This window comes from Shewanella sp. Isolate13 (assembly GCF_022398325.1).
In the GTDB taxonomy this organism is placed as follows: Bacteria; Pseudomonadota; Gammaproteobacteria; order Enterobacterales; family Shewanellaceae; genus Shewanella.
Window position 1 is genome coordinate 1 of sequence record NZ_JAKEVD010000006.1, and the last position, 20,351, is coordinate 20,351.

Genomic DNA, 20,351 nt, shown 5'->3' on the forward strand with positions numbered 1-20,351 from the left:
CTTTAAGCGCGTTTTTTTATTTACCCAATTTTACTTTTTTTGGTTTTTAGCTAACTTTTCGATATCAACCAAATCTAAAGTGATATACGCCGTTTCATCTAAGAAGGCATCGGCGACTTCAACATCATCAGGGATATCATCCAGAGACTTAACTTTTTCCTGCCCTTCTCTAACGAGTCTATCGTTAGCTCGGGCAAGCTGCTTCGCGTCATTCTCTTCACGTTCTGCTAGGCGCTCGCTCTTCACTAAAGAAACCGTTTTGTCATCATGGTTTTCTTTAAATTCAGCAATATCTTGGAAGATATAGCCAAATTCAACATCAGACTTAATTCGAGCTTTATGCTTACCATCTAAGTTAGCGATCAGCTGCGGATAAATTTCACCGAGCGTACCGTATTGGGCTACAGGAACTTTATCCCAAGGTAGTGCATTTTCCTCTTCCGCTTCGCCATACTCGCCTGGCTCTAACGCACTCGGGAATGGAATATCGGGTGTCACACCTTTAAGCTGGGTACTTCCGCCGTTGATGCGGTAAAATTTTGCAATTGTGTACTGTACGTGGCCAATTGGCTTCTCGTACATATCATAAATACGGCCTAAGCTCTTATGTTGCTGCACCGTACCTTTACCAAAGGTCGACTCACCAACAATCAACGCACGATCATAATCTTGTAATGCCGCGGCAAAAATTTCTGATGCCGATGCACTGTATCTATCAACCATCACTGTCAAAGGACCATCATAGGTCACACGACCATCGTTATCGCGATTTTGTGAAACTCTGCCATTGGCATCGCGAATTTGAACGACTGGGCCTTGCTCGATAAATAAACCAGTCAACAGAGTCGCTTCGGTTAAGGCGCCGCCGCCATTACCACGAAGATCAATGATGACCCCTTCAACTTTGGCTTCTTTTAGCTCAGCTAACTCTTTAGAGACATCTTTCGACAGATCCATATAAAATCCAGGGATCTGAATAACACCGACTTTACGATTCGCATATGGACCGTCTGTCGGTTCAATCACCTTAGACGTTGCAGCGCGATCTTCTAGTCGAATTTTATCGCGAACGATAGTGAGTTCGAAGGTCTTAGCGCTCGTTCCGCCTTTCTTTGGCAAGATCTCTAGTACGACCTTACTGCCCTTCGGTCCTTTAATGAGCTCGACCACATCGTCCAATCGCCAACCGATAACATCGACAATCTCTTCGCCTTCCTGACCAACACCGACAATTCTATCTTCGGGTGATAACTTCTCGCTCGTAGCAGCGGGACCACCAGCAACAAGGCTCTTAATAACGGTATAATCGTCATCCACTTGAAGCACCGCACCAATGCCTTCTAGACTTAAATTCATCTCCATTTGGAAACGTTCGGCATTGCGTGGAGATAGATAACTCGTGTGCGGTTCGACCGTACGAGCAAATGCGTTCATCACACCTTGAAACACATCTTCACTGTGTGTCTGACTCAGGCGTTTGATGGCATTGTTATAGCGCTTTTCAAGCACTTTAACGATCTCGTCCCAGTTTTTTCCGGTAAGAGAAAGGTTTAACGCATCGTATTTAACGCGTTGACGCCAGAGTTCATTTAACTCGGCTTCGTTTTTTGGCCAACTGGCATCTTCTCTGTCGTACTCATATTTATCGCCAGGTACGTCGAATGCCATCTCGTCATCAAGCAGAGACAAAGCGTAGGCAAAGCGTTCGTAACGACGTTTTTGCACCAGTTCATACATCGCATAAGCTTGATTCAAGTCGCCACTTTTCAACATGTCGTCGAATTGAGTCGAGTAAGGCTTAAAGCTATCTATGTCTGACTGCAGTAATACATTCTTACGGTAATCTAACTGTTTTAGATAACGCTCGAATACTTGCTGTGAGAATGCATCATCCATATCAAAGCGATGATAATGAGAACGAGTGAATAGCCCGGTAACACGCTTACTGGCTACCTTATGCTGCGGCTCCTGCTTAAGAGCGGGTAACTCGCTGAATTGAATAGTGGGACTCACCGCCCACGCCGAGAATCCGACAAAAATACCGGCAATGGATACAGCCAGAGAAAGTTTTCGCATCAACAAGTCACTCCTTTATGTGCTTTTAAGCCATTACAGCAGTATGTGTTCAGCTCTAACTTTAATGGTTAAACCAGAGTCTAACTGAACTTGAACATCTTCTTTTTTGATGTCCAAAATCACACCAGCGACTGGTGCCTTACCTAGTTTGACATTCACGCGCTGATTTGGTTTCAATTCAGTTAAAACAGCAGGCGTTAAATTTTCTGCCGCAACGACTTCTTTTACAGGTTTGCTGCTTTGAGCGGCTTTTGGACGCTTAGCAACTGGCTTCTTAACCGGCTTTTTAGCCGCTTTAGGCGCTGGGTTAGCACTCTTTGCCTGAGCCATTCTCTTAGCCTTAGCTTTGTCTTGGCTCTCTTTAAGTGTAGCTGCCGCGTGGTCAATATGCTCTTGCTCAAGCTCACCACAAGCATTGCCATCTAAATCGATACGCTGTGCACCAGGTTTTACGCACTTAAGATAACGCCAGCTGCTGGTGTACCTTCTTAACGCGATTCTAAGCTGAGTTTTACTGACTTTAGAATCATCAGCTAACCTTTCCGCTAAATCTTGAAACAATCCAATTTTTAATGGCTTCGTTTCGCCTTCAGCTATAAAGCATAAAGGAAATGTTTCGTACAAATACGCAAGAATAGCGTTGGTATCGGTCAACTTTTCTGTTGATTCCATCTTTACTTCCACAGTTTAAAAAAGGGACACCGCCGACAAGCTCAAGGGCATGTATCAACTTATGTGTCGTTTATATTCGTTTGATCAAGGCACAAATAACAAATGAAAAATTGTTAACATCTGTTTTCGCCCTTAAAACCAAACCTACCTTAGCAACAACAAATCACAAACTCCATGTATTCAATTCTAGAATACAAATGTGTTCGCTTAATTTCATTACTCAAAGCGCTTATTATAGAGAGGCTTCAAATGATTGCGACCTACAATTAGCGATAATTGGTCGTAGATTAATCAATTAGGCAAATTTCGAGACTTTTAACCAAAGTTTCGATGCCAAGTTGATCAATTTCACTGAATCTTGATAACGAAGGGCTATCAATATCCAGCACCCCAATAACCTTTCCATTTCGACGCAACGGCACGACTAACTCAGAATTGCTGGCGCTATCGCAGGCGATATGCCCAACAAACTGATGAACATCATCGACTCGTTGTGTGCTGTTGGTCACAACCGCCGTACCGCAGACTCCCTTGCCAAGGGGGATGCGCGAACAAGCAACCTTACCTTGAAATGGCCCCAGCACTAACTCATTGTGCTTGAGTAAATAGAAGCCGACCCAATTAAGATCCGTAAGGTTATCATTTAATAGCGCAGAAAAATTAGCTAACGCTGCAATCGTATCGTCTTCGCCAGTCAGTAATGCCTGAACTTGACGATTCAGAGTGTCATAAAAGTCATTCACAATAAATACTTCCTAACAGTTTTATCTACAGCTAAAAATACAATTGCAGCATTCTAACAACAAACCCTAGCCCTTTAACAAGCAGTTTTATTTAGGCTCCTTGTTTTCAGGCTTTTTGACAGCTTTTTTAGGCGCCGCCTTCTTCGTCAGTGAGCCGCCCTTGAGTAATATTTGCAGATCATCCTTGTTCTGAGCGAGGAAAAAGCTCAGCTTCTCCACATCACGTTCATCGAGTTCTAATTCACTCTTACTTAAGAAGGGAATAAGGTTGTCAGCGATATCTAGCATCTTATCGTAGGCATCAGCCTCCTTCTTCGATGTAAAAGTCATCTTTTCAACCCCTTCTCTAACGACAACAAATTGAGTTATAACGGCCATATCCAACCTCACACTGTTTTTATATACAGTGGAGAGTCTCACATATTGAACTTCTTATGCAAGTTTTCTTGATTATCTGATAAACTTATCGGGTTAATGGCTCTGTAATTTCAATCGCATAGGCGCAAAGTACAGCGCGTGCGTATGATTGACGCATGTACTGTACACTTGGATATTAAAACAAATGGGAAAGGAAACTGTAGATAGCAGTATTACTTTGTGCCGTTCCTGTGACTTAGTCATTCGGAAACGAGCACTACCAACTGGCGTACGTGCTGTATGCCCACGATGTCACACCTCGTTATACGATACGCCATACTGCTCAATAAACGGTATGTTAGCCTTATGCTTAACGGCCATTTTCTTTTTTGCCCCAGCCAATTTATTCCCCGTACTAGAGTTAGAGTTCTTAGGAAGTATGAGAACCACGACAGTTATAGAGGGGGCGCTGTCGGTCTACCATCAGGGCTATTGGTTGGTTGGGATTGCCGTTTTAACCTCTGCTGTCATCGCTCCAGGCCTATTACTGCTCTCGATACTGATGCAGATTTTAATCGTCAAATATGGATTAAGCTCCCCTTCTCTGAGGACGGCTTTCAAGCACGCCTTAAAGATACAAGGAGTGCTCACTCAGCTTACCATGTTGGAAATTTTCGTGATTAGCTTCTTAGTGGCGGCTTTTAACTTAGCCGACTTTGCCACAGTTTCTTTTGGGTTCGGCACGTTCTGCTTTACTATGTTATTTGTAATGACACTATTTTTAATGCGGGAGTATGATTTAGAACATATGTGGAGCTATCTCGATGAGTGATAATCACTCGACCATGCTAGGTAAAGATATCGGTCTTACCTCATGCCCAACATGCCATAAAGTGACCTGCGCTAAATCGACCCACTGCAGTCGCTGTGGTGCCGCTCTGACTGTCAGAGACTATTCCAGTGTTCAAAAAAGCTGGGCCCTGCTCATAACGGCGATGATTTTGTTGATCCCTGCCAACGTTTACCCTATCTCTACCTTAACCAATCAGGGGCGGGTGACCCAAGATACTATCTTTTCTGGTATTGCCCACTTAGTCAAAACCGATATGATCCCAATCGCGATCATACTGTTTGTTGCCAGTATCTTAGTGCCCATCCTCAAGATTGTCGGCTTAACAATTTATCTGTGTGCGATCAGTTTTAAATTGCCTATCTCTAAAAAGAAGCTGATGACAGGATTTCACGTCATTGAATGGATAGGCCGCTGGTCGATGTTGGATCTGTTCGTTATCTCTCTTACCGTCGCTGTCGTCAATATGGGGCAGCTATTAGACGCTAAGCCGGCCCCCGCCGCCACAGCGTTCGCCTTAGTAATTTTACTCACGCAGTTAGCTGCAAAAGTCATAGATACCCGTTTACTCTGGGATAGATTGGAAGCAAAAGATGACTCAAGTACAAACGCCTAAAATCGTAAAGAAAAAACTATTTTCACCGATTTGGTTATTACCTATTATCGCCCTCGCATTAGGGGCGTGGCTCGGTGTGAAGAGCATACGCGAATCGGGCGTAGAGGTGACAATTCACTTTCCTAGTGCGACAGGCATGGACATAGGTAAGACTCTGGTCAAATATCAGGGGCTGACTGTCGGTAAAGTCGTCGACATGAGTATCGATGATGACCTGCAAGGGGTAAATGTTGACGTACTCATGGATTATCGCGCCGCCCCATTTGTTAACGAAGGAACAAAGTTCTGGTTGGTAAAACCTAAGGCATCGATTACTGGTGTAGAGGGATTAGATACCCTATTTTCCGGTAATTACATTAGCATTTTACCCGGTGAAGGTGACTCTCGCTCCTTCTTCGAAGCCGAAACCACTGCCCCAGTTATAACCCCAGGTGTTGAAGGCCTAATCGTACACATCACCACTAAAAAATTGGGCTCGCTAGATGTGGGATCACCTGTTTTTTATAGACAGATCCCTGTGGGACAAGTTGTGGGCTATCATCTAGAAAGCGCAGATGAAATTTTAGTTACCGCCTTTATCCAGCATCAATATGCTCAGCTTGTAAAAGTCGACTCCCAGTTTTGGAACGTATCGGGGATCAGCGTCGACGCCTCCCTCTCTGGCGTGAAAGTCAGTAGTGAAAGCCTAGCGTCAATACTTGCCGGGGGAATTAGCTTTAGCTCAAATGATACCGCTAAGTCCGCAGAGAATAAGCATGAATTTACCCTTTATGATAATCAAGAAGACGCATTGGGCGGCGTGCAATTTACTCTTAAGGCAAGCGGTGAAGAATCGGTCGCTCAAAATGCACCTATCGTCTATCGAGGCATAAAAATTGGTCAAATCACCCAAAAGGATCTGAGTGATGACGGCATTACCTTAACTGCAAAAATTGATAACACCTATCAGGAACTCCTGACCGAAACCGCAGATTTTTGGCTAGAGGGTGCTGACATTTCGCTATCTGGGATCAAACATCCTGAGCGTCTAATCACTGGCAGTGTGATCAATTTCGTGCCTGGAACTGGTGCTGCAAAACAAGAATATAACCTATTAACACAGGCGCCTGAGCCTAACAACGTCAGCAAGCTGACGCTAACACTCTATTCAGAGTCAAACCCAGGGGTCGGTGCCGGGGCCGAGATCCGCTATAAACAGATAAAAATAGGCCAAGTGCTTTCTAGTCAACTTAATAACGCGTTAACCCAAGTTGAATACCAAATAGAAATAGCGCCCGACTTCACCGACTTAGTCAGCGCAAATAGCCACTTTATCGCAGAGTCTGCCTTAGCTATTGACGCCAGCCTAGAGGGGATTCAAGTCAAAACCCGCGATTTAAATACCTTAGCCAACGGCGCATTAAACCTAGTGAGAGGCTCAAGCAAAGCTTTAGCGACCAACAAGAGTTCATTACGCGTGTTTGCTAGTAACGATGAGGCCAAGGACTTTTATGCCAGTCAAAACCTCATCAAGAAACGTCTTCTAAGCCAAGACGCAGCAGACTTATCCGCGGGCTCCCCCATCTATTATAAGAAGATGCAAATCGGCCAAGTAACTCGTGTACAATGGCAAGCCTCCGATAACAACTTTGTCATCGATATGACGATTGAGCGGGCCTTTGAAAGCTTACTCAACAGTCAAACCGTATTTTGGCGAAACAACGCTGTATCTATTAATGCAAGCTTATCTGGGGTCGAGGTTGACGTTGCTCCGTTAAAAGGGGCATTAAAAGGTGGCATTAGCCTTGGACTAATCGAAGGCGAACGAGTCGCCGATGGTCGCTACCTATATGACAGCCGATTTTTAGCTCTAAGTCAGGCGCAAGCAATTAGCCTTACCTTCCCCGCTAGTGTAAAACTCGCAGCCAAGGCACCTATTCGTTATCTTGGCCACAAGGTAGGTGAAGTAGACCAAGTCACCTTAAGCCAAGATCTGAAACAGCTAAATGTTACAGCCTACCTGTATGGTCAATATGCTGCCAACTTTAACCAACAGGATGCTTCCTACTCGATCATCGATGCCGATATCTCATTAGCGGGTATTAAGGCACCTGAAACCCTTATCACAGGCCCCTATATCGAAGTGTTCCCGGGACAAAGTGCAGTAAAGTCATCTAGTTTTACTGGCCAGATTGAAAAGCCTTTCCATAATATCGACGACGCCCTAACCTTTAGCCTAAGTAAGGCTAATCTCGGCTCGGTAAAAGCAGGAACCGCTATCTTCTTTAGAGGGGTTAAAATCGGTCAAGTCGATGGTTACCAACTATCTGAGCAAGGAACAGGCGTAATTATGCACGCCCATGTTAAAAATGAGTATCGACACTTAGTCAATCAATCTAGCGTATTTTGGGACCTTTCAGGAGTAAAAGTCGATGTGGGCCTTTTCTCAGGTGCACAGATTGAAACCGGTTCTTTGGAAACCATCTTGGCCGGTGGCATAGGGATGGCCACGAAAGAGAGCACCACTGCAGCTAACGCACTTGCTAAACAACAGACGTTTAAGCTTAACGCCAAAGTTGATCCGAACTGGCTCAGTTGGTCTCCAGTACAGACGGCTAAACCTGAGTAAGTAGAATGAACTAAGCAAGTTCGCACTAAGGGGTCACTTAAAGCGAGTCCGTACGAGTGCTTTGAGTACTCACAAATAAAAACGAGGCTATTGGCCTCGTTTTTATTTGTGCTATCTAAGCCTTTGCTCTAAATGATGCTTAGACATAGAGAAGCTTAGCCATAGAACTGATAGCAAACCATAATTGCCGCGATGATCCCAGCGAGATCGGCAAATAAGCCACAAGCCAGCGCATGCCTTCCATTACGGATCCCGACAGCGCCGAAATATACCGCTAACACATAGAAAGTCGTTTCGGTACTTCCCTGTAGTATCGCCGCCAAACGCCCAGCGAATGAGTCGACGCCATAGTGCTGCATGGTTTCAAGCATCATAGCCCTAGCGCCGGAACCACTGAAAGGTTTCATGATCGCTGTTGGCATGGCATCGACAAAACGCACATCTCCACCTGCAAACGCGACTAAACCGGCTATCAGTTGCAGCAAATAATCTAACGCGCCAGAGGCCCTTAAAAGTGCAATGGCGAGTAACATCGCGAGTAAATAGGGGATAAGCTTAATCGATTGTCCAAAGCCCTCTTTCGCCCCCTCAATAAACTCATCATAGACAGCGACTTTTCGCATCCCCGCAACGAGGACGAAACTAAAGATAAGTAGCAATAAAATGCCATTACCAAGGCCGGTGCTCACCTCACCGATGGCCGCTACTGTCAAGGTACTTAAATAAAATACTAAGCCTATGATAGAAGATAGAATAATGCCCGCATAACCAAGCACAACCATATTGATTAAAGAGAGTCTTTGAACCAAAGCCACAGCAGTTAAGCCAGCAAGGGTTGATGCTGTAGTAGCGAGTAAAATCGGCAAAAAAACATCAGCAGGTGCTGCCGCTCCTTGCTGGGCACGATATAAAAATACGGTCACAGGCACTAAGGTGATCGAAGAAGTATTTAAGACCAAAAACAAGATCTGAGCATTGGTGGCCACACTCTTATTAGGATTTAAGGTTTGCAAGTCCTGCATCGCCTTGAGCCCTAGTGGCGTGGCAGCATTATCTAAACCTAGCATATTCGCTGTAAGATTCATGGTGACGCTACCGAAAGCGGGATGCCCTCTTGGCACCTCTGGCATCAATTTTGACAATAATGGCTCAAACATTTTCGAAAAAACGGCAACGACACCGGCTTTCTCACCCACCCGCATTAAGCCCATCCAAAGCGATAACACGCCGATTAAGCCTAGCGCGATTTCAGCCGCTAATTTAGAGCTCGAGAAAATGGCACTCACGCTTTCAGACAGTATCTGCGTGTGTCCCGTTAGCACTTCAACCAGAATTGCAATGAGTGCGGTAGCGAAAAAGCCAAACCAGATCTTATTTAGCACCCAAGTTCCCTCTTATCATTTAGTTAATCTGTTATAATCCCGCTACTTTACCGCATTATCTTCGACATATGGCTCATTTTAATCAGAATTTTCTCGATAGCATCGAACGTGATCTTCCATCTCACTTATCAATGGAAGACTTTATCGCCTTTAGCAATAAGCCGTTGCGGCTTTCTATCCGAGTCAATACGCTCAAAATCAGTAGCGCTAACTTTATCGACTTGATGACACAAAAAGGCTGGCACTTTGACCCTATTCCTTGGTGCAAAGACGGCTTTTGGGTAACCTTGAGCCAAGACATTCAATTAGGCAATACCATCGAGCACCTGCAAGGTCTATTTTACATTCAAGAAGCCAGCTCCATGTTGCCGCCAACGGCGCTGTTTGATGCCAGCCAAAACCTAGAGCAGCAAGGTGTTTCTTGCGATAGCTTAGTGCTCGACATGGCCTCAGCGCCTGGCTCTAAGACCACTCAGATCGCAGCCCTCATGCAGAATCAAGGCCTACTCGTCGCCAACGAATACTCGGCAAGTCGGGTCAAAGTGTTACATGCTAACGTGGCTCGTATGGGCGTAGCTAATTGTGCCTTAACCCATTTCGACGCACGGGTGTTTGGCGAGTATATGTTCGAGACCTTTGACTCGATTCTACTCGATGCCCCTTGCAGCGGCGAAGGCACCATTCGAAAAGATCCTGACGCACTTAAAAACTGGGATAACAATGACGCAAAAGGGATTGTCGACACCCAAAAAGCACTCATAGAGTCAGCTTTTCTTGCCTTAAAGGTAGGGGGAAGTCTGGTTTACTCCACCTGCGCACTTAGCCGCCAAGAAAACCAAGATGTTTGCCATCACTTAAAAGCCTTATATGGTGAAGCCGTTGAGTTTCTCCCTTTAACGGAGCTATTCCCGCAAGCGGAGAAAGCCTGCACCGAAGAGGGCTTTTTACATGTCTGGCCGCAGATCTATGACAGTGAAGGTTTCTTTGTAGCCAAGATCCGCAAACATGCAGCCGTAGAACGCCAAGTTCCGGAGCCAAAAAAACAGAAGAACTTTCCGTTTACCCCTGCAAAGCCAAAACAAGTTGAAGAGTTAACACAGTACTTTAAAGACAGTTTCTCTATCGATTTACCCGATAGTGCCCAAGTGATGGTGCGAGATCTGGAGTTTTGGCTGTTTCCAAACCCTGTTATGCCATTAATAGGTAAGATGCGTTTTCAGCGAATAGGCATAAAACTCGCCGATGCATTAAAAAAAGGCTACAAAGTCCGCCACGAAGCGATATTAGCGCTATCATCTCCCACCCGTTTTGAGCTCAGTGATGAACAGGCAAAGGACTTCTTGATGGGCCGCGACATCGGCTTGCAAGAAAGAGTTAAACCTCAAGGGGAAGTGATTGTCAGTTACGCTAACAATCCGCTTGGCGTTGCCAAGCATCTAGGCAACAAGTTAAAGAACAACCTTCCTAGGGACTTAGTAAAAGATAAGATTGCGTTGTATCAATAATACACAATTCGTTACATTTGGGTGGGGCTTGTCAAAAAATAACCACCCACAATGCTAAAAGCTGGTCTACACTCTATATCATTAGTCTTTAGCGAAGATGTGATTTAACCTTTTTTTACCAGCAATGGTAAACAACAGTAGCGCACGGCTCCTTGTGAGCCATTCCCCTAGACCCAGAACAATCGGAATAGTTTTGGGTCTTTTTTTGTCTGGAATTTGTGCAACAACTAGAGTTAGCGTCCCGCCAGCCTTGCTGCATCTTTAAATAATCTGAAGAAATTATCTGTTGTGTACTGGGCTAGATCAGGGTACTTCTCCCCTCTTAGCTCTGCCACAAACTCGGCGACATCTCGCACAAATGCGGGTTGATTCTCTTTTCCACGGTGAGGAACTGGGGCTAAATAGGGAGAATCAGTTTCCACCAACAACCTGTCTTTTGGTACCTTTCTGATCACGTTGCGAAGCTCAGCGGCATTTTTAAAGGTCACAATCCCTGAAACTGAAATGTAGAAGCCTAAGTCGATTGCCGCCTTAGCCATCTCCCAATCTTCGGTAAAGCAATGCAGCACGCCGCCGACGGTATCAGCCTTGCCACGCTTTAGAAAGTTAATGGTATCTTCTCGGGCATCGCGAGTATGAATAATGAGTGGTTTATTGACTTTGACAGCGAGATCAATCTGCTGTTCAAAGCAGGTCTGCTGTAGACTTTTAGTTTCATTGGCATAGAAATAATCTAGGCCTGTTTCACCGATGGCGATAACTTTTTCATCACGAGCAAACTGCTCGACCTCTTGAATGTTTAAGCCATCTTGTACATCTAAAGGGTGAACACCGGCTGATAGAAATACTTCATCGAATGCAGCCATTTTCTGCTTCATCTCCACAAAGCCTTGCTGTCTTACGTTGACACAAAGAAAGTAGCCGATATCCCGCGCTTTAGCCGCAGTGATAATCTCTTGAAGTGATGCCTGATCGGGGGCGATTTTTAAACGATCTAAGTGACAATGTGAATCGATAAGCACAATGAAAATCCAACAAACAACAAAAAGGACCGCAAGTCTACCCAGCTACATAGTGCAGGTCAAATCACCCGAGGCAAGTTGTCGTGACAGCAGTTGCTCTATTTGATGCTTATGAAAATCAGGCTCAGTTAGAATTTTCACCCCAATTCCAGCTGGACGCCCGCCGGAGGCGCCTAACGGATTAATCCAAATCACCGAACCTGTAAAGTTATGAGCTTGAATATCACCTGGGAGCTGATAGGAAACCTGTATCTCTTGGCCAAGCGTGAAACTTTCGCTGCAACTGACAAATATACCGATAGGTTTAATAAACGGCATATAGGCGCGGTAGAGTTGCTGTAAAGAATCAAATTTGACAACAAGATTAGTCATAGGTGTTTATTGGCTCATTAGCTGATTATACTCAATGGTTAACCCCTCAAATAACGCTAACGAATTCACGTTTGGCATTACCGATAAGCGGGTTTCTAGCTGCATCACTTTCGCCGCAAAATTAGCGAGATTAGCTCTAATCAGTGGATCACTATCTTGCTTCTTAACTAAAGCCCTGTGTATCACTAGATATAAAACTTTAAGAGCATCAGAAACTTGCTTTTCATTTACATTTATTAAACTAGCACACAGATGCCCTGACGACAAACTTTGTGTCCAGCCCTTTCGGTAGCTAAGCAAGCTTTGATATCGCTCGGTTTCAACCGCAGACAATACCGCCATCGGTCCCCCCACAACAGGTAAACACCAAGATGGATCATCTTCGAAGCGGTACTGCTCTTTTAACCACTGTTTTACCTGCAACTTATTTGGAAGTTCAACACGCAATCTCTGACAACGGCTACTGATGGTGGCTATTAATCGACTCGGGGAATTGGCCTGTAACAGCAAAATAGTGTCCTTGCCCGGCTCCTCGAGTGTCTTAAGTAAGGCGTTAGCCGAAGCCTGATTTAAGCGTTCGCTATTTAAAATAACGGCAACTCGTCTGCCCCCCTGCTGGGCGGTGGTCGTCAGCTTTTGACAAAGCTCTCGAACCTGATCGACTTTAATCTGCGCCCCGTCGGCTTCAAGCCGATAAAGATCGGGATGGTTATTGGCTTCAATCAGTTGGCAAGCCTTGCAAAAGCCACACGCACCGCCGTGACCAAGCTGATTGCAGAGTGACATTTTGGCTAATTCGAGCGCTAATAACTCTCCGCCATAGCCAGCATCCATGCCAATCAGGTAGGCATGACCGACTCTAGCCGTGTTGATCTGCTCAGCAAAATTATCCAGCGAGGGTTGCAGCCAAGGAAGCGTGGTCATATTACCAACTCTGCTCTTGAAGGATTGCGATGATATCTTTATGCACCTGCGCCATCGTTTGGCTCGCATCGACAATCTTTATTGACTCATCGGCATCGGCAAATGACAAGAAGGTTGCTCGTGCACGATTAAAGAAGTCTATTTCCTGCTGCTCAATTCGGTCCAGCTCTCCACGACGAGCGGCACGTTCGAGACCAAGCTTAGGGTCGATATCCAGATATAGGGTTAAATCCGGCTTAAAGCCTTTTAGGGTCGCATCGCTAATTGCCGATACTAGCGGCATCAAGCCTCGCCCACCACCTTGATAGGCAAGCGAAGACAAGTTATGTCTATCACCGAGTACCCACTCACCATTGGCTAAGGCAGGCTTAATCACGTTCGCGACCAGCTGCGCTCTAGCGGCGTAAAACAGCAGGCATTCTGCTTCGTCACACAGTGGGTCTGTGTCGTTGGCTACCTTTACCAGATCTCGCATCTGTTCGGCGAGTGGTGTACCGCCAGGCTCACGGGTGCAGATTGGCGCTTTGCCTGTATGCTTCTCTATAAAGTCTCTAACAAGCGCGATGGCGCTAGATTTCCCAGCTCCCTCTAGCCCTTCGATGACGATAAACTTGGCTGAGTGAGCTGCTTGTGATTGTGTATTCATCGATTTCTCTGATATTTGTTCACTGCACGATTATGCTCGTTCAGCGTTCTTGAAAAAACATGGCTGCCATCATTTCGTGAAACGAAATAAATGTAATCAACATCCGCAGGATGTGCGGCGGCCTGAATAGCCGCTAAACTCGGTGCGGCAATCGGCGTTGGTGGCAAACCATTAATTCTGTAAGTATTAAAGGCCGTGGTTTCGCGCAGATCTTTGCGGGTAATATTGCCTTCATACCTATCCCCCATACCATAGATCACAGTAGGGTCTGTTTGCAGACGCATCCCTTTACGCAAGCGGTTAACAAAGACCGCCGCTATCCATGGGCGCTCGCTGGCTTTGCCCGTCTCTTTCTCGATAATGGACGCTAAGATAAGTAGTTCATAGGCCGACTTTAGTGGCAGATCTTTTTGACGACTCTGCCAAGCCTTATCTAGCTCGGCTTGCATCTTAAGGTAACTCTCGTTGAGCAAGGCTTTTTCGCTGCTGCCTGCACGGTAGTGGTAGGTGTCTGGAAAGAACTTGCCTTCGGGCAGCCCTGAGTCATCGCCATTTTCCCGTAACACTTGGATAAAGACCTGCTCTTGTTGAGTCAGTCTTGGCTGCAAGTCCAGAACCTGACGCCACTCTTTAACCGTTTGTCCCTCTAATAAGGTCACACCGAAAGATTTCTCTCTCCCGCTAATGACTTTATCAAGCAGACTGTTGACGGTGTCCTTTGGTGTGACATCGTATAGTCCTGAGCGAATATTGGCCAACTCAGGTTTTAAACGAACCAACCATTTTAACTTCCAGCCCTCATCGATCAGTTTCTCTGATTCTAAAACAGCAATAAACTGGCTAAAAGTGGTACCACGTTTAATATCGAGCTCCTGTGAAGCCGTTATCTTAATCGGTTGTTCACCATATGCCTGTAGCGTGCTATATCCCCAATATGCGCCAACGGCAGCTAAAGTTAATAGCGTAAAAAGCGTTGCGAAAAGACCTATTATTGCTTTTTTCATAATGTCAGACTGAGATGTTCTCTTATTCTAGAAGTCCAAGATGCTCGGCTAAAGCGCCTATCGGCGATAGCCACAACATCGACGAGCCCAAATAGGCTATTGGTTATAAATACATGCTTAGCGTCAGCTAGCATGCTGTAATGAAAATCGGTGATTTGAACGCTATATCCCATCGCTAGGAGTTGATGGATAACTTGTTCTCGCATCATGCCAGCCACCCCGGCAAAACTGATACGAGGAGTGATTATCGCCTTTTCCACCACAAAAAATATATTGGCCATCGATGACTCAATAACATTGTCATCGGAATCTAGCACCAGCCAATCTTGAACACTCTCAGCTAAGTCCACTGACTTGATCAGTACCTGCTCTAAGCGATTGCAGTGCTTTATGCCAGCAAGCTTAGGCTGCCGGCCTAACCTAACATCAGAAAGCGCTATGCGAATCCCCTGTTGCTGCCACTGTTGATAGTGAGTCGGTATGGCATGAACAGAGACAATCTCAGTAACATTGAGTGGCATAGAGGCTAGAGAACTGGATTCAGCTAGGCCATGGTTACGCTGCGCGCTATCGAGAATGACTGCCGAGTTGTGCCTGACAACGGCGGCACCATAGCCTCGACCGCCTACGCCTCGCGTCAGCAGCAATTTGATACAAGCGTTGGGGTTAGCCTTAGCTAGGGTCTTGAGTTGCAGCGTCAAAGCGCTCGATGGTTGCCATTTGAAACCGAGTCGATAAGCGCCTTGAGTAAGACGCTCAAAATGGGCGTTTATGAATTGAATCTCACCCTGATGTACTCGCATCGTTGCGAATAAGCCATCGCCATAAGCTAATCCCCTATCGAGGGGATTAATATTCTTATCGGGCTGTCCATCGACCCAAACTTGTGTCATTAGCTATCCTGGCTAATTCGGCTAGCAACAGCTTCTTGTTGATCCTTATATTTAGCGCTTTCACGCTTGTTATAAGGTCTGGCAACAGCATGTGCTAAACGCTCGAAGTTAAGTGCGCCAATCGTCATATTAGGTTTCAGTGCCAAGGGTAACTTACCATTGTTATAAAACTCTAATACGATCTTACCCTGCCATCCCGGATCGATGCGGTGAGCAGTCACGTGTACCATCAAGCCCAAACGAGCAAGTGATGAACGACCGTCAAGCCATCCGACGATGTCTGCAGGTAGCGTCACGGTTTCGTGAGTGATAGATAGCGCCAACTCTCCTGGGTGAAGAAAAAATGACTCTCCCTCTTCGATGACGATGGTCTCACTCATCACGCGATCTAAGGCCTCTTGCACTTCGGTGCTCGGGCCGCTCAAATCGATATAAGGGGCGGTGTGATCTTTAAAGACTCGAAATTGATTGCCTAGCTTAACATCGACACTCACACCACTGATCGCCTCAGGTGCGGGACGTGGGTCCATAATGATAGTGCCATTGTCTAAACACGCTTCAATTTCGATATCTGTTAAACGCATGATCGCTAGCGTCCCTTATATTGATAAGTGATCTTATTTTGCTAATAAGTGCTGAATACGCGCCTTTAAGATATCGGTAGCGATACGGTTCTTACCACCACGCGGCACGATAATATCGGCATACTGCTTAGATGGCTCGATGAACTGCAAGAACATCGGACGGACTGTCTCTGTGTACTGTGACATGACCGACTCCATTGTTCTACCTCGTTCAGCAACGTCACGAGAAAGACGACGCATAAAGCAGATATCCAGAGGTGTATCCATAAATACAGACGCATCCATCTCTTTACGCAGAGCCGGATCGGTTAGTAACAAAATACCTTCAAGAATAATGACTTTCTTTGGTGTTAGGGTCACTTTCTCATCGGTACGAGTGTGCTCGTTATAACTATAAACAGGAATATCGACCGCGTTACCCGCTTTAAGCTCACGCAGATGACTGCATAACAACTCATGATCCAAGGCTTTTGGATGGTCGTAATTTGTCAAAATACGCTGGTCCATCGACAGATGACCTTGATCGCGATAATAGGAGTCTTCTGCAATCACGCCAATTTGATCTGTGCCTAGATCGCGGCAAAGTTCTTCATAAATCGTCTTAGCAATAAGACTCTTACCCGATGCTGACGCACCTGCAATACCAATAACAACACAATCTTTAGAGTTCATTAAACTAACCTTTATTCGTCATCAGACATGCTGATTGATACTTTTGGCTGCGCTTGACATAGTGCAAGCTGAGCCCCAACTTTTCTCGCGATTTCTCGATAAATCCCTGCAACTTGGCTAGACTCATCGGCAACGACTGTAGGCGTGCCTTTATCCACATCTTCGCGAATGTTTAACTGCAGAGGCAATTGACCTAAGAGAGGTACATTGTAGCGAGTCGCCATTTTCTGGCCACCCTCTGCACCGAATGGGTGATCTTTATGACCACACTCAGGACATAGGTGGAAACTCATGTTCTCCACGATGCCTAATACTGGAATGTTCACTTTTTGGAACATGCTGACGCCTTTTTTAGCGTCTGCCAGCGCGATATCTTGTGGGGTGGTAACAATTACCGCGCCGCTAACAGGTACTTTTTGTGAAAGCGTCAACTGGATATCACCAGTTCCTGGTGGCATATCGATCACGAGATAATCAAGCTCTGGCCACTCGGTTTCGGTGAGTAGCTGAACTAATGCGCCGGCGGCCATTGGGCCACGCCACACTGCAGCTTGATCGCCATCAAGCATAAAGCCGATAGACTGCGCCGCAATACCATGTGCAGGAGCAAAGGTCATGATCTTGCCGTCTGGTGAGACTGGCTTGAAATCTTCCACACCCAACATCATCGGAATCGATGGACCGTAGATGTCAGCATCCAAAATACCGACACTTGCGCCCTCTGCAGCTAATGCCAACGCGAGGTTAACGGCAGTCGTCGACTTACCCACACCACCCTTGCCAGAGGCAACGGCAATCACTTGTTTGATATTAGGTAGCGGCTCAACGGCACTGATAGCTGAAACGGTATCTGGTTGGAAGTCAATTTCGCATTCAACTTCATCAATTGCATCCAATACAGCTAACGCTTTCGTCACGGCCATCACGATGTCGCGATACTGAGTTTGACATGGGTATGAATAACATAGTCCCAACTGCAGTCGCTTACCTTCAATCGCAAGTTTAGTGACCATACCTGCGCTTAACAGACTCTTATTCAGATACGTGTCTTGAAAGGTATCGAGAATCGCTAATACAGGGCTGAGAAGATCATCATCAAGATGATAATTTGGATGTGTTGAAGACAAAATACGGACCCCCTAAATATAATTTGCGCAATTGTACCAGATATTCTGGCAAACATTAGTCTAGATTTAATCCACTTGTGCGAGCTTTTGATGAAACTATGCATTGGATCGGTTAGTATCTATGCCATTCCAATTAGGTTCCCAGCGATTTTGAGAAAAGATGGCAAATTCACAACGTAAAATCCTAGTCACAAGTGCACTTCCGTATGCTAATGGTCCAATCCATTTGGGTCATATGCTTGAGTATATTCAAACCGATATTTGGTCACGTTTTCAAAAGCTACGTGGACACGAATGTCACTATATCTGCGCTGACGATGCTCATGGCACGCCAATCATGCTTAAAGCACAGCAGTTGGGGATAACTCCTGAAGAGATGATCGCTCAAGTTCAAAAAGAACATGAGAAGGATTTTGCTGACTTCAATATTCAGTTTGATAACTTCCACAGCACTCACAGCGATGAAAACCGTGAGCTAGCGAGCCAGATCTATATCAAGCTGCGCGACGCTGGCTACATCAAAACCAAAACGATTTCTCAGCTATTCGATCCTGAAAAATCGATGTTCCTACCTGACCGTTTTGTTAAAGGTACTTGCCCACGCTGTAAGTCTGAAGACCAATATGGTGATAACTGCGATAACTGCGGTGCAACCTATAGCACGACTGATTTAATCAACCCTAAATCAGCAGTATCTGGTGCGACACCTGTAATGAAAGACACTGAGCATTTCTTCTTCGATCTGCCTGCATTCGAAGGCATGTTAAAAGACTGGATTAACTCAGGATCTTTGCAGCAAGAGATGGCTAACAAGCTAGGGGAATGGTTCGAGCAAGGTTTGCAGCAGTGGGATATTTCTCGTGATGCGCCCTACTTCGGCTTCGAAATTCCTGATGCACCGGGTAAGTTTTTCTACGTTTGGCTAGACGCACCAATCGGTTACATGGGCTCATTTAAGAACCTATGTGACAAGCGTGACGATCTAAACTTCGATGATTACTGGAGCAAAGACTCAACTGCTGAGGTGTACCACTTCATCGGTAAAGATATCGTCTACTTCCACAGCCTATTCTGGCCAGCCATGCTAGACGGTGCAGGCCTGCGTAAACCAACCAGTGTTTATGCGCACGGCTATGTGACAGTAAACGGCGCTAAGATGTCAAAGTCTAAAGGCACCTTCATCAAGGCGCGTACTTACCTAGACAATCTAGATCCTGAGTACCTACGTTACTATTATGCCGCGAAGTTGAGCAACAGAATTGACGATCTAGACTTGAACCTTGAAGATTTCGCCCAGCGCGTAAACTCTGACTTAGTCGGTAAACTGGTTAACCTAGCGTCACGTACCGCAGGCTTTATCTCTAAGCGTTTCGATGGAAAACTTGCAAAAATTGCAGACACTAGCCTGACAGAGAGTTTCTTGGCTAAGCAAGAAAGCATCGCTAACTTCTACGAGACTCGTGAATTCGGCAAAGCAATGCGTGAAGTGATGACACTTGCAGATATCGCTAACGCCTATGTGGCAGACTCTGCTCCTTGGCAGTTAATTAAAGACGATGCGAAGCAAGAAGAAGCGCACCAGGTTTGTAGTAATGCACTTAACCTGTTCCGTATCTTGGTGACTTACCTTAAGCCTGTACTACCTAAGCTTGCGCAAGATGTTGAAGCCTTCCTACAGATGGAACTGAAGTGGGATAACCTAGACATCGATCTTGCTGGTCATGAAATCGCTAAGTTTAAGGCGCTAATGCAACGTGTTGAGATGAAGAGTATCGAAGCGATTATCGAAGCTTCTAAAGAAAACCTTCAAGTTGCTGCAGAGCCAGAGGTGAAGAAGGAAGTGAAATCACCGCTTGAGCAAGATCCAATTAGCGATGAGATCAACTTCGATGATTTCGCCAAGATCGATCTTCGTATCGCACGTATCGCTAAAGCTGAGCACGTCAAAGAAGCCAACAAGCTTTTACGACTTGAGCTAGATTTAGGCGGCGAGACTAAGCAGGTATTTGCAGGTATAAAGTCTGCTTATGCACCTGAAGATCTAGAGGGTAAGCTCACGGTTATGGTAGCAAACCTTGCCCCACGTCAGATGCGCTTTGGTGTGTCTGAAGGCATGGTACTCGCAGCTGGGCCTGGCGGAAAAGATCTGTGGATCATGGAGCCACACGAAGGTGCTCAACCAGGTATGAAAGTTAAATAAACTTCTCACCTTGACTCCTCGTTAAGATACTAAAAAGCCGCTTATTTGATAAGCGGCTTTTTTATTGACTGCTCCGTTATTCCCATTGACTCAAATTA

At 45.6% G+C, this 20,351-nt stretch carries 19 protein-coding genes; 5 read left to right on the plus strand and 14 right to left on the minus strand.

The features are described from left to right. Positions 1–30: 30 nt before the first annotated feature. From prc to L1D44_RS05565, 4 genes are all read right to left on the minus strand, one after another. A complete protein-coding gene (gene prc, locus L1D44_RS05550) occupies positions 31–2,076 on the minus strand; it encodes a carboxy terminal-processing peptidase (RefSeq protein ID WP_239889168.1) in 2,046 nt (681 codons plus the stop codon). A gap of 33 nt (positions 2,077–2,109) precedes the next feature. Next, on the minus strand, positions 2,110–2,748 hold the full coding sequence (proQ, locus tag L1D44_RS05555) for an RNA chaperone ProQ (RefSeq protein ID WP_239889169.1): 639 nt from the start codon (positions 2,746–2,748) through the stop codon (positions 2,110–2,112). A 287-nt stretch (positions 2,749–3,035) separates the two neighbouring features. Beyond that, the gene (locus L1D44_RS05560) at positions 3,036–3,494 is read right to left on the minus strand and encodes a GAF domain-containing protein (RefSeq protein WP_239889352.1); all 459 of its coding nucleotides are present in this window, start codon (positions 3,492–3,494) and stop codon (positions 3,036–3,038) included. 84 nt (positions 3,495–3,578) lie between these two features. After that, positions 3,579–3,869 (minus strand): YebG family protein, encoded by a 291-nt coding sequence (locus L1D44_RS05565; RefSeq protein ID WP_239889170.1) that lies wholly within the window; start codon positions 3,867–3,869, stop codon positions 3,579–3,581. 184 nt (positions 3,870–4,053) lie between these two features. Here L1D44_RS05565 and L1D44_RS05570 point away from each other — a divergent pair, with 184 nt between their 5' ends. Genes L1D44_RS05570 through L1D44_RS05580 form a run of 3 tightly spaced genes read left to right on the plus strand, consistent with a single transcriptional unit; the run spans position 4,054 to position 7,922 of the window. Next, positions 4,054–4,680, plus strand: a complete 627-nt coding sequence (locus tag L1D44_RS05570) for a paraquat-inducible protein A (RefSeq protein ID WP_239889171.1) — start codon at positions 4,054–4,056, stop codon at positions 4,678–4,680. Next, entirely contained in the window at positions 4,673–5,314 is a 642-nt protein-coding gene (locus L1D44_RS05575) for a paraquat-inducible protein A (RefSeq protein WP_239889172.1), read from the plus strand. The genes L1D44_RS05570 and L1D44_RS05575 overlap by 8 nt, the downstream gene beginning before the upstream one ends. Then, on the plus strand, positions 5,292–7,922 hold the full coding sequence (locus L1D44_RS05580; protein ID WP_239889173.1) for an MlaD family protein: 2,631 nt from the start codon (positions 5,292–5,294) through the stop codon (positions 7,920–7,922). Before L1D44_RS05575 ends, L1D44_RS05580 begins: the two co-directional genes overlap by 23 nt. 155 nt (positions 7,923–8,077) lie before the next feature. Here L1D44_RS05580 and L1D44_RS05585 read toward each other — a convergent pair whose 3' ends face one another. Then, positions 8,078–9,304, minus strand: coding sequence for a nucleoside recognition domain-containing protein (locus tag L1D44_RS05585; RefSeq protein WP_239889174.1), 1,227 nt, complete (start codon positions 9,302–9,304; stop codon positions 8,078–8,080). 68 nt (positions 9,305–9,372) lie between these two features. On the opposite strand from L1D44_RS05585, the gene rsmF reads away from it, so the two are divergent. Then, entirely contained in the window at positions 9,373–10,809 is a 1,437-nt protein-coding gene (gene rsmF, locus L1D44_RS05590; protein WP_239889175.1) for a 16S rRNA (cytosine(1407)-C(5))-methyltransferase RsmF, read from the plus strand. A 233-nt stretch (positions 10,810–11,042) separates the two neighbouring features. On the opposite strand, the gene L1D44_RS05595 is transcribed toward rsmF, so the two are convergent. The 9 genes from L1D44_RS05595 to apbC are packed head-to-tail and all read right to left on the minus strand — an operon-like array spanning position 11,043 to position 18,053. After that, positions 11,043–11,831: a YchF/TatD family DNA exonuclease gene (locus L1D44_RS05595; RefSeq protein ID WP_239889176.1), complete on the minus strand. Its 789-nt coding sequence runs from the start codon at positions 11,829–11,831 to the stop codon at positions 11,043–11,045. Between the two features lie 45 nt (positions 11,832–11,876). Further along, a complete protein-coding gene (locus L1D44_RS05600; protein WP_239889177.1) occupies positions 11,877–12,203 on the minus strand; it encodes a PilZ domain-containing protein in 327 nt (108 codons plus the stop codon). Positions 12,204–12,209: 6 nt separating this feature from the next. After that, positions 12,210–13,127 carry a DNA polymerase III subunit delta' gene (holB, locus tag L1D44_RS05605; protein WP_239889178.1) on the minus strand — a complete coding sequence of 306 codons (918 nt, stop codon included), beginning with the start codon at positions 13,125–13,127 and terminating at the stop codon, positions 12,210–12,212. Position 13,128: 1 nt separating this feature from the next. After that, positions 13,129–13,773 (minus strand): dTMP kinase, encoded by a 645-nt coding sequence (gene tmk / locus L1D44_RS05610; RefSeq protein WP_239889179.1) that lies wholly within the window; start codon positions 13,771–13,773, stop codon positions 13,129–13,131. Further along, the gene (gene mltG, locus L1D44_RS05615; RefSeq protein ID WP_239889180.1) at positions 13,770–14,777 is read right to left on the minus strand and encodes an endolytic transglycosylase MltG; all 1,008 of its coding nucleotides are present in this window, start codon (positions 14,775–14,777) and stop codon (positions 13,770–13,772) included. The genes tmk and mltG overlap by 4 nt, the downstream gene beginning before the upstream one ends. Further along, positions 14,774–15,670 (minus strand): aminodeoxychorismate lyase, encoded by an 897-nt coding sequence (gene pabC, locus L1D44_RS05620; RefSeq protein ID WP_239889181.1) that lies wholly within the window; start codon positions 15,668–15,670, stop codon positions 14,774–14,776. The genes mltG and pabC overlap by 4 nt, the downstream gene beginning before the upstream one ends. Next, positions 15,670–16,254, minus strand: coding sequence for a dCTP deaminase (gene dcd / locus L1D44_RS05625; RefSeq protein WP_239889182.1), 585 nt, complete (start codon positions 16,252–16,254; stop codon positions 15,670–15,672). Before dcd ends, pabC begins: the two co-directional genes overlap by 1 nt. 33 nt (positions 16,255–16,287) lie before the next feature. Next, a complete protein-coding gene (gene udk / locus L1D44_RS05630) occupies positions 16,288–16,926 on the minus strand; it encodes a uridine kinase (RefSeq protein WP_220768711.1) in 639 nt (212 codons plus the stop codon). Between the two features lie 11 nt (positions 16,927–16,937). Continuing rightward, positions 16,938–18,053 (minus strand): iron-sulfur cluster carrier protein ApbC, encoded by a 1,116-nt coding sequence (apbC, locus tag L1D44_RS05635; RefSeq protein WP_220768712.1) that lies wholly within the window; start codon positions 18,051–18,053, stop codon positions 16,938–16,940. A gap of 160 nt (positions 18,054–18,213) precedes the next feature. Here apbC and metG point away from each other — a divergent pair, with 160 nt between their 5' ends. Further along, the gene (gene metG / locus L1D44_RS05640; RefSeq protein WP_239889183.1) at positions 18,214–20,253 is read left to right on the plus strand and encodes a methionine--tRNA ligase; all 2,040 of its coding nucleotides are present in this window, start codon (positions 18,214–18,216) and stop codon (positions 20,251–20,253) included. The last annotated feature ends 98 nt before the right edge of the window (positions 20,254–20,351 follow it).

What these genes read in the sequence shown, in the direction of transcription:
- prc (WP_239889168.1), bottom strand. Translation starts at nt 2,076, where the DNA reads ATGCGAAAACTTTCTCTGGCTGTATCCATTGCCGGTATTTTTGTCGGA.
- proQ (WP_239889169.1), bottom strand. Translation starts at nt 2,748, where the DNA reads ATGGAATCAACAGAAAAGTTGACCGATACCAACGCTATTCTTGCGTAT.
- L1D44_RS05565 (WP_239889170.1), bottom strand. Translation starts at nt 3,869, where the DNA reads ATGGCCGTTATAACTCAATTTGTTGTCGTTAGAGAAGGGGTTGAAAAG.
- L1D44_RS05570 (WP_239889171.1), top strand. Translation starts at nt 4,054, where the DNA reads ATGGGAAAGGAAACTGTAGATAGCAGTATTACTTTGTGCCGTTCCTGT.
- L1D44_RS05575 (WP_239889172.1), top strand. Translation starts at nt 4,673, where the DNA reads ATGAGTGATAATCACTCGACCATGCTAGGTAAAGATATCGGTCTTACC.
- L1D44_RS05580 (WP_239889173.1), top strand. Translation starts at nt 5,292, where the DNA reads ATGACTCAAGTACAAACGCCTAAAATCGTAAAGAAAAAACTATTTTCA.
- rsmF (WP_239889175.1), top strand. Translation starts at nt 9,373, where the DNA reads ATGGCTCATTTTAATCAGAATTTTCTCGATAGCATCGAACGTGATCTT.
- L1D44_RS05600 (WP_239889177.1), bottom strand. Translation starts at nt 12,203, where the DNA reads ATGACTAATCTTGTTGTCAAATTTGATTCTTTACAGCAACTCTACCGC.
- holB (WP_239889178.1), bottom strand. Translation starts at nt 13,127, where the DNA reads ATGACCACGCTTCCTTGGCTGCAACCCTCGCTGGATAATTTTGCTGAG.
- tmk (WP_239889179.1), bottom strand. Translation starts at nt 13,773, where the DNA reads ATGAATACACAATCACAAGCAGCTCACTCAGCCAAGTTTATCGTCATC.
- mltG (WP_239889180.1), bottom strand. Translation starts at nt 14,777, where the DNA reads ATGAAAAAAGCAATAATAGGTCTTTTCGCAACGCTTTTTACGCTATTA.
- pabC (WP_239889181.1), bottom strand. Translation starts at nt 15,670, where the DNA reads ATGACACAAGTTTGGGTCGATGGACAGCCCGATAAGAATATTAATCCC.
- dcd (WP_239889182.1), bottom strand. Translation starts at nt 16,254, where the DNA reads ATGCGTTTAACAGATATCGAAATTGAAGCGTGTTTAGACAATGGCACT.
- udk (WP_220768711.1), bottom strand. Translation starts at nt 16,926, where the DNA reads ATGAACTCTAAAGATTGTGTTGTTATTGGTATTGCAGGTGCGTCAGCA.
- metG (WP_239889183.1), top strand. Translation starts at nt 18,214, where the DNA reads ATGGCAAATTCACAACGTAAAATCCTAGTCACAAGTGCACTTCCGTAT.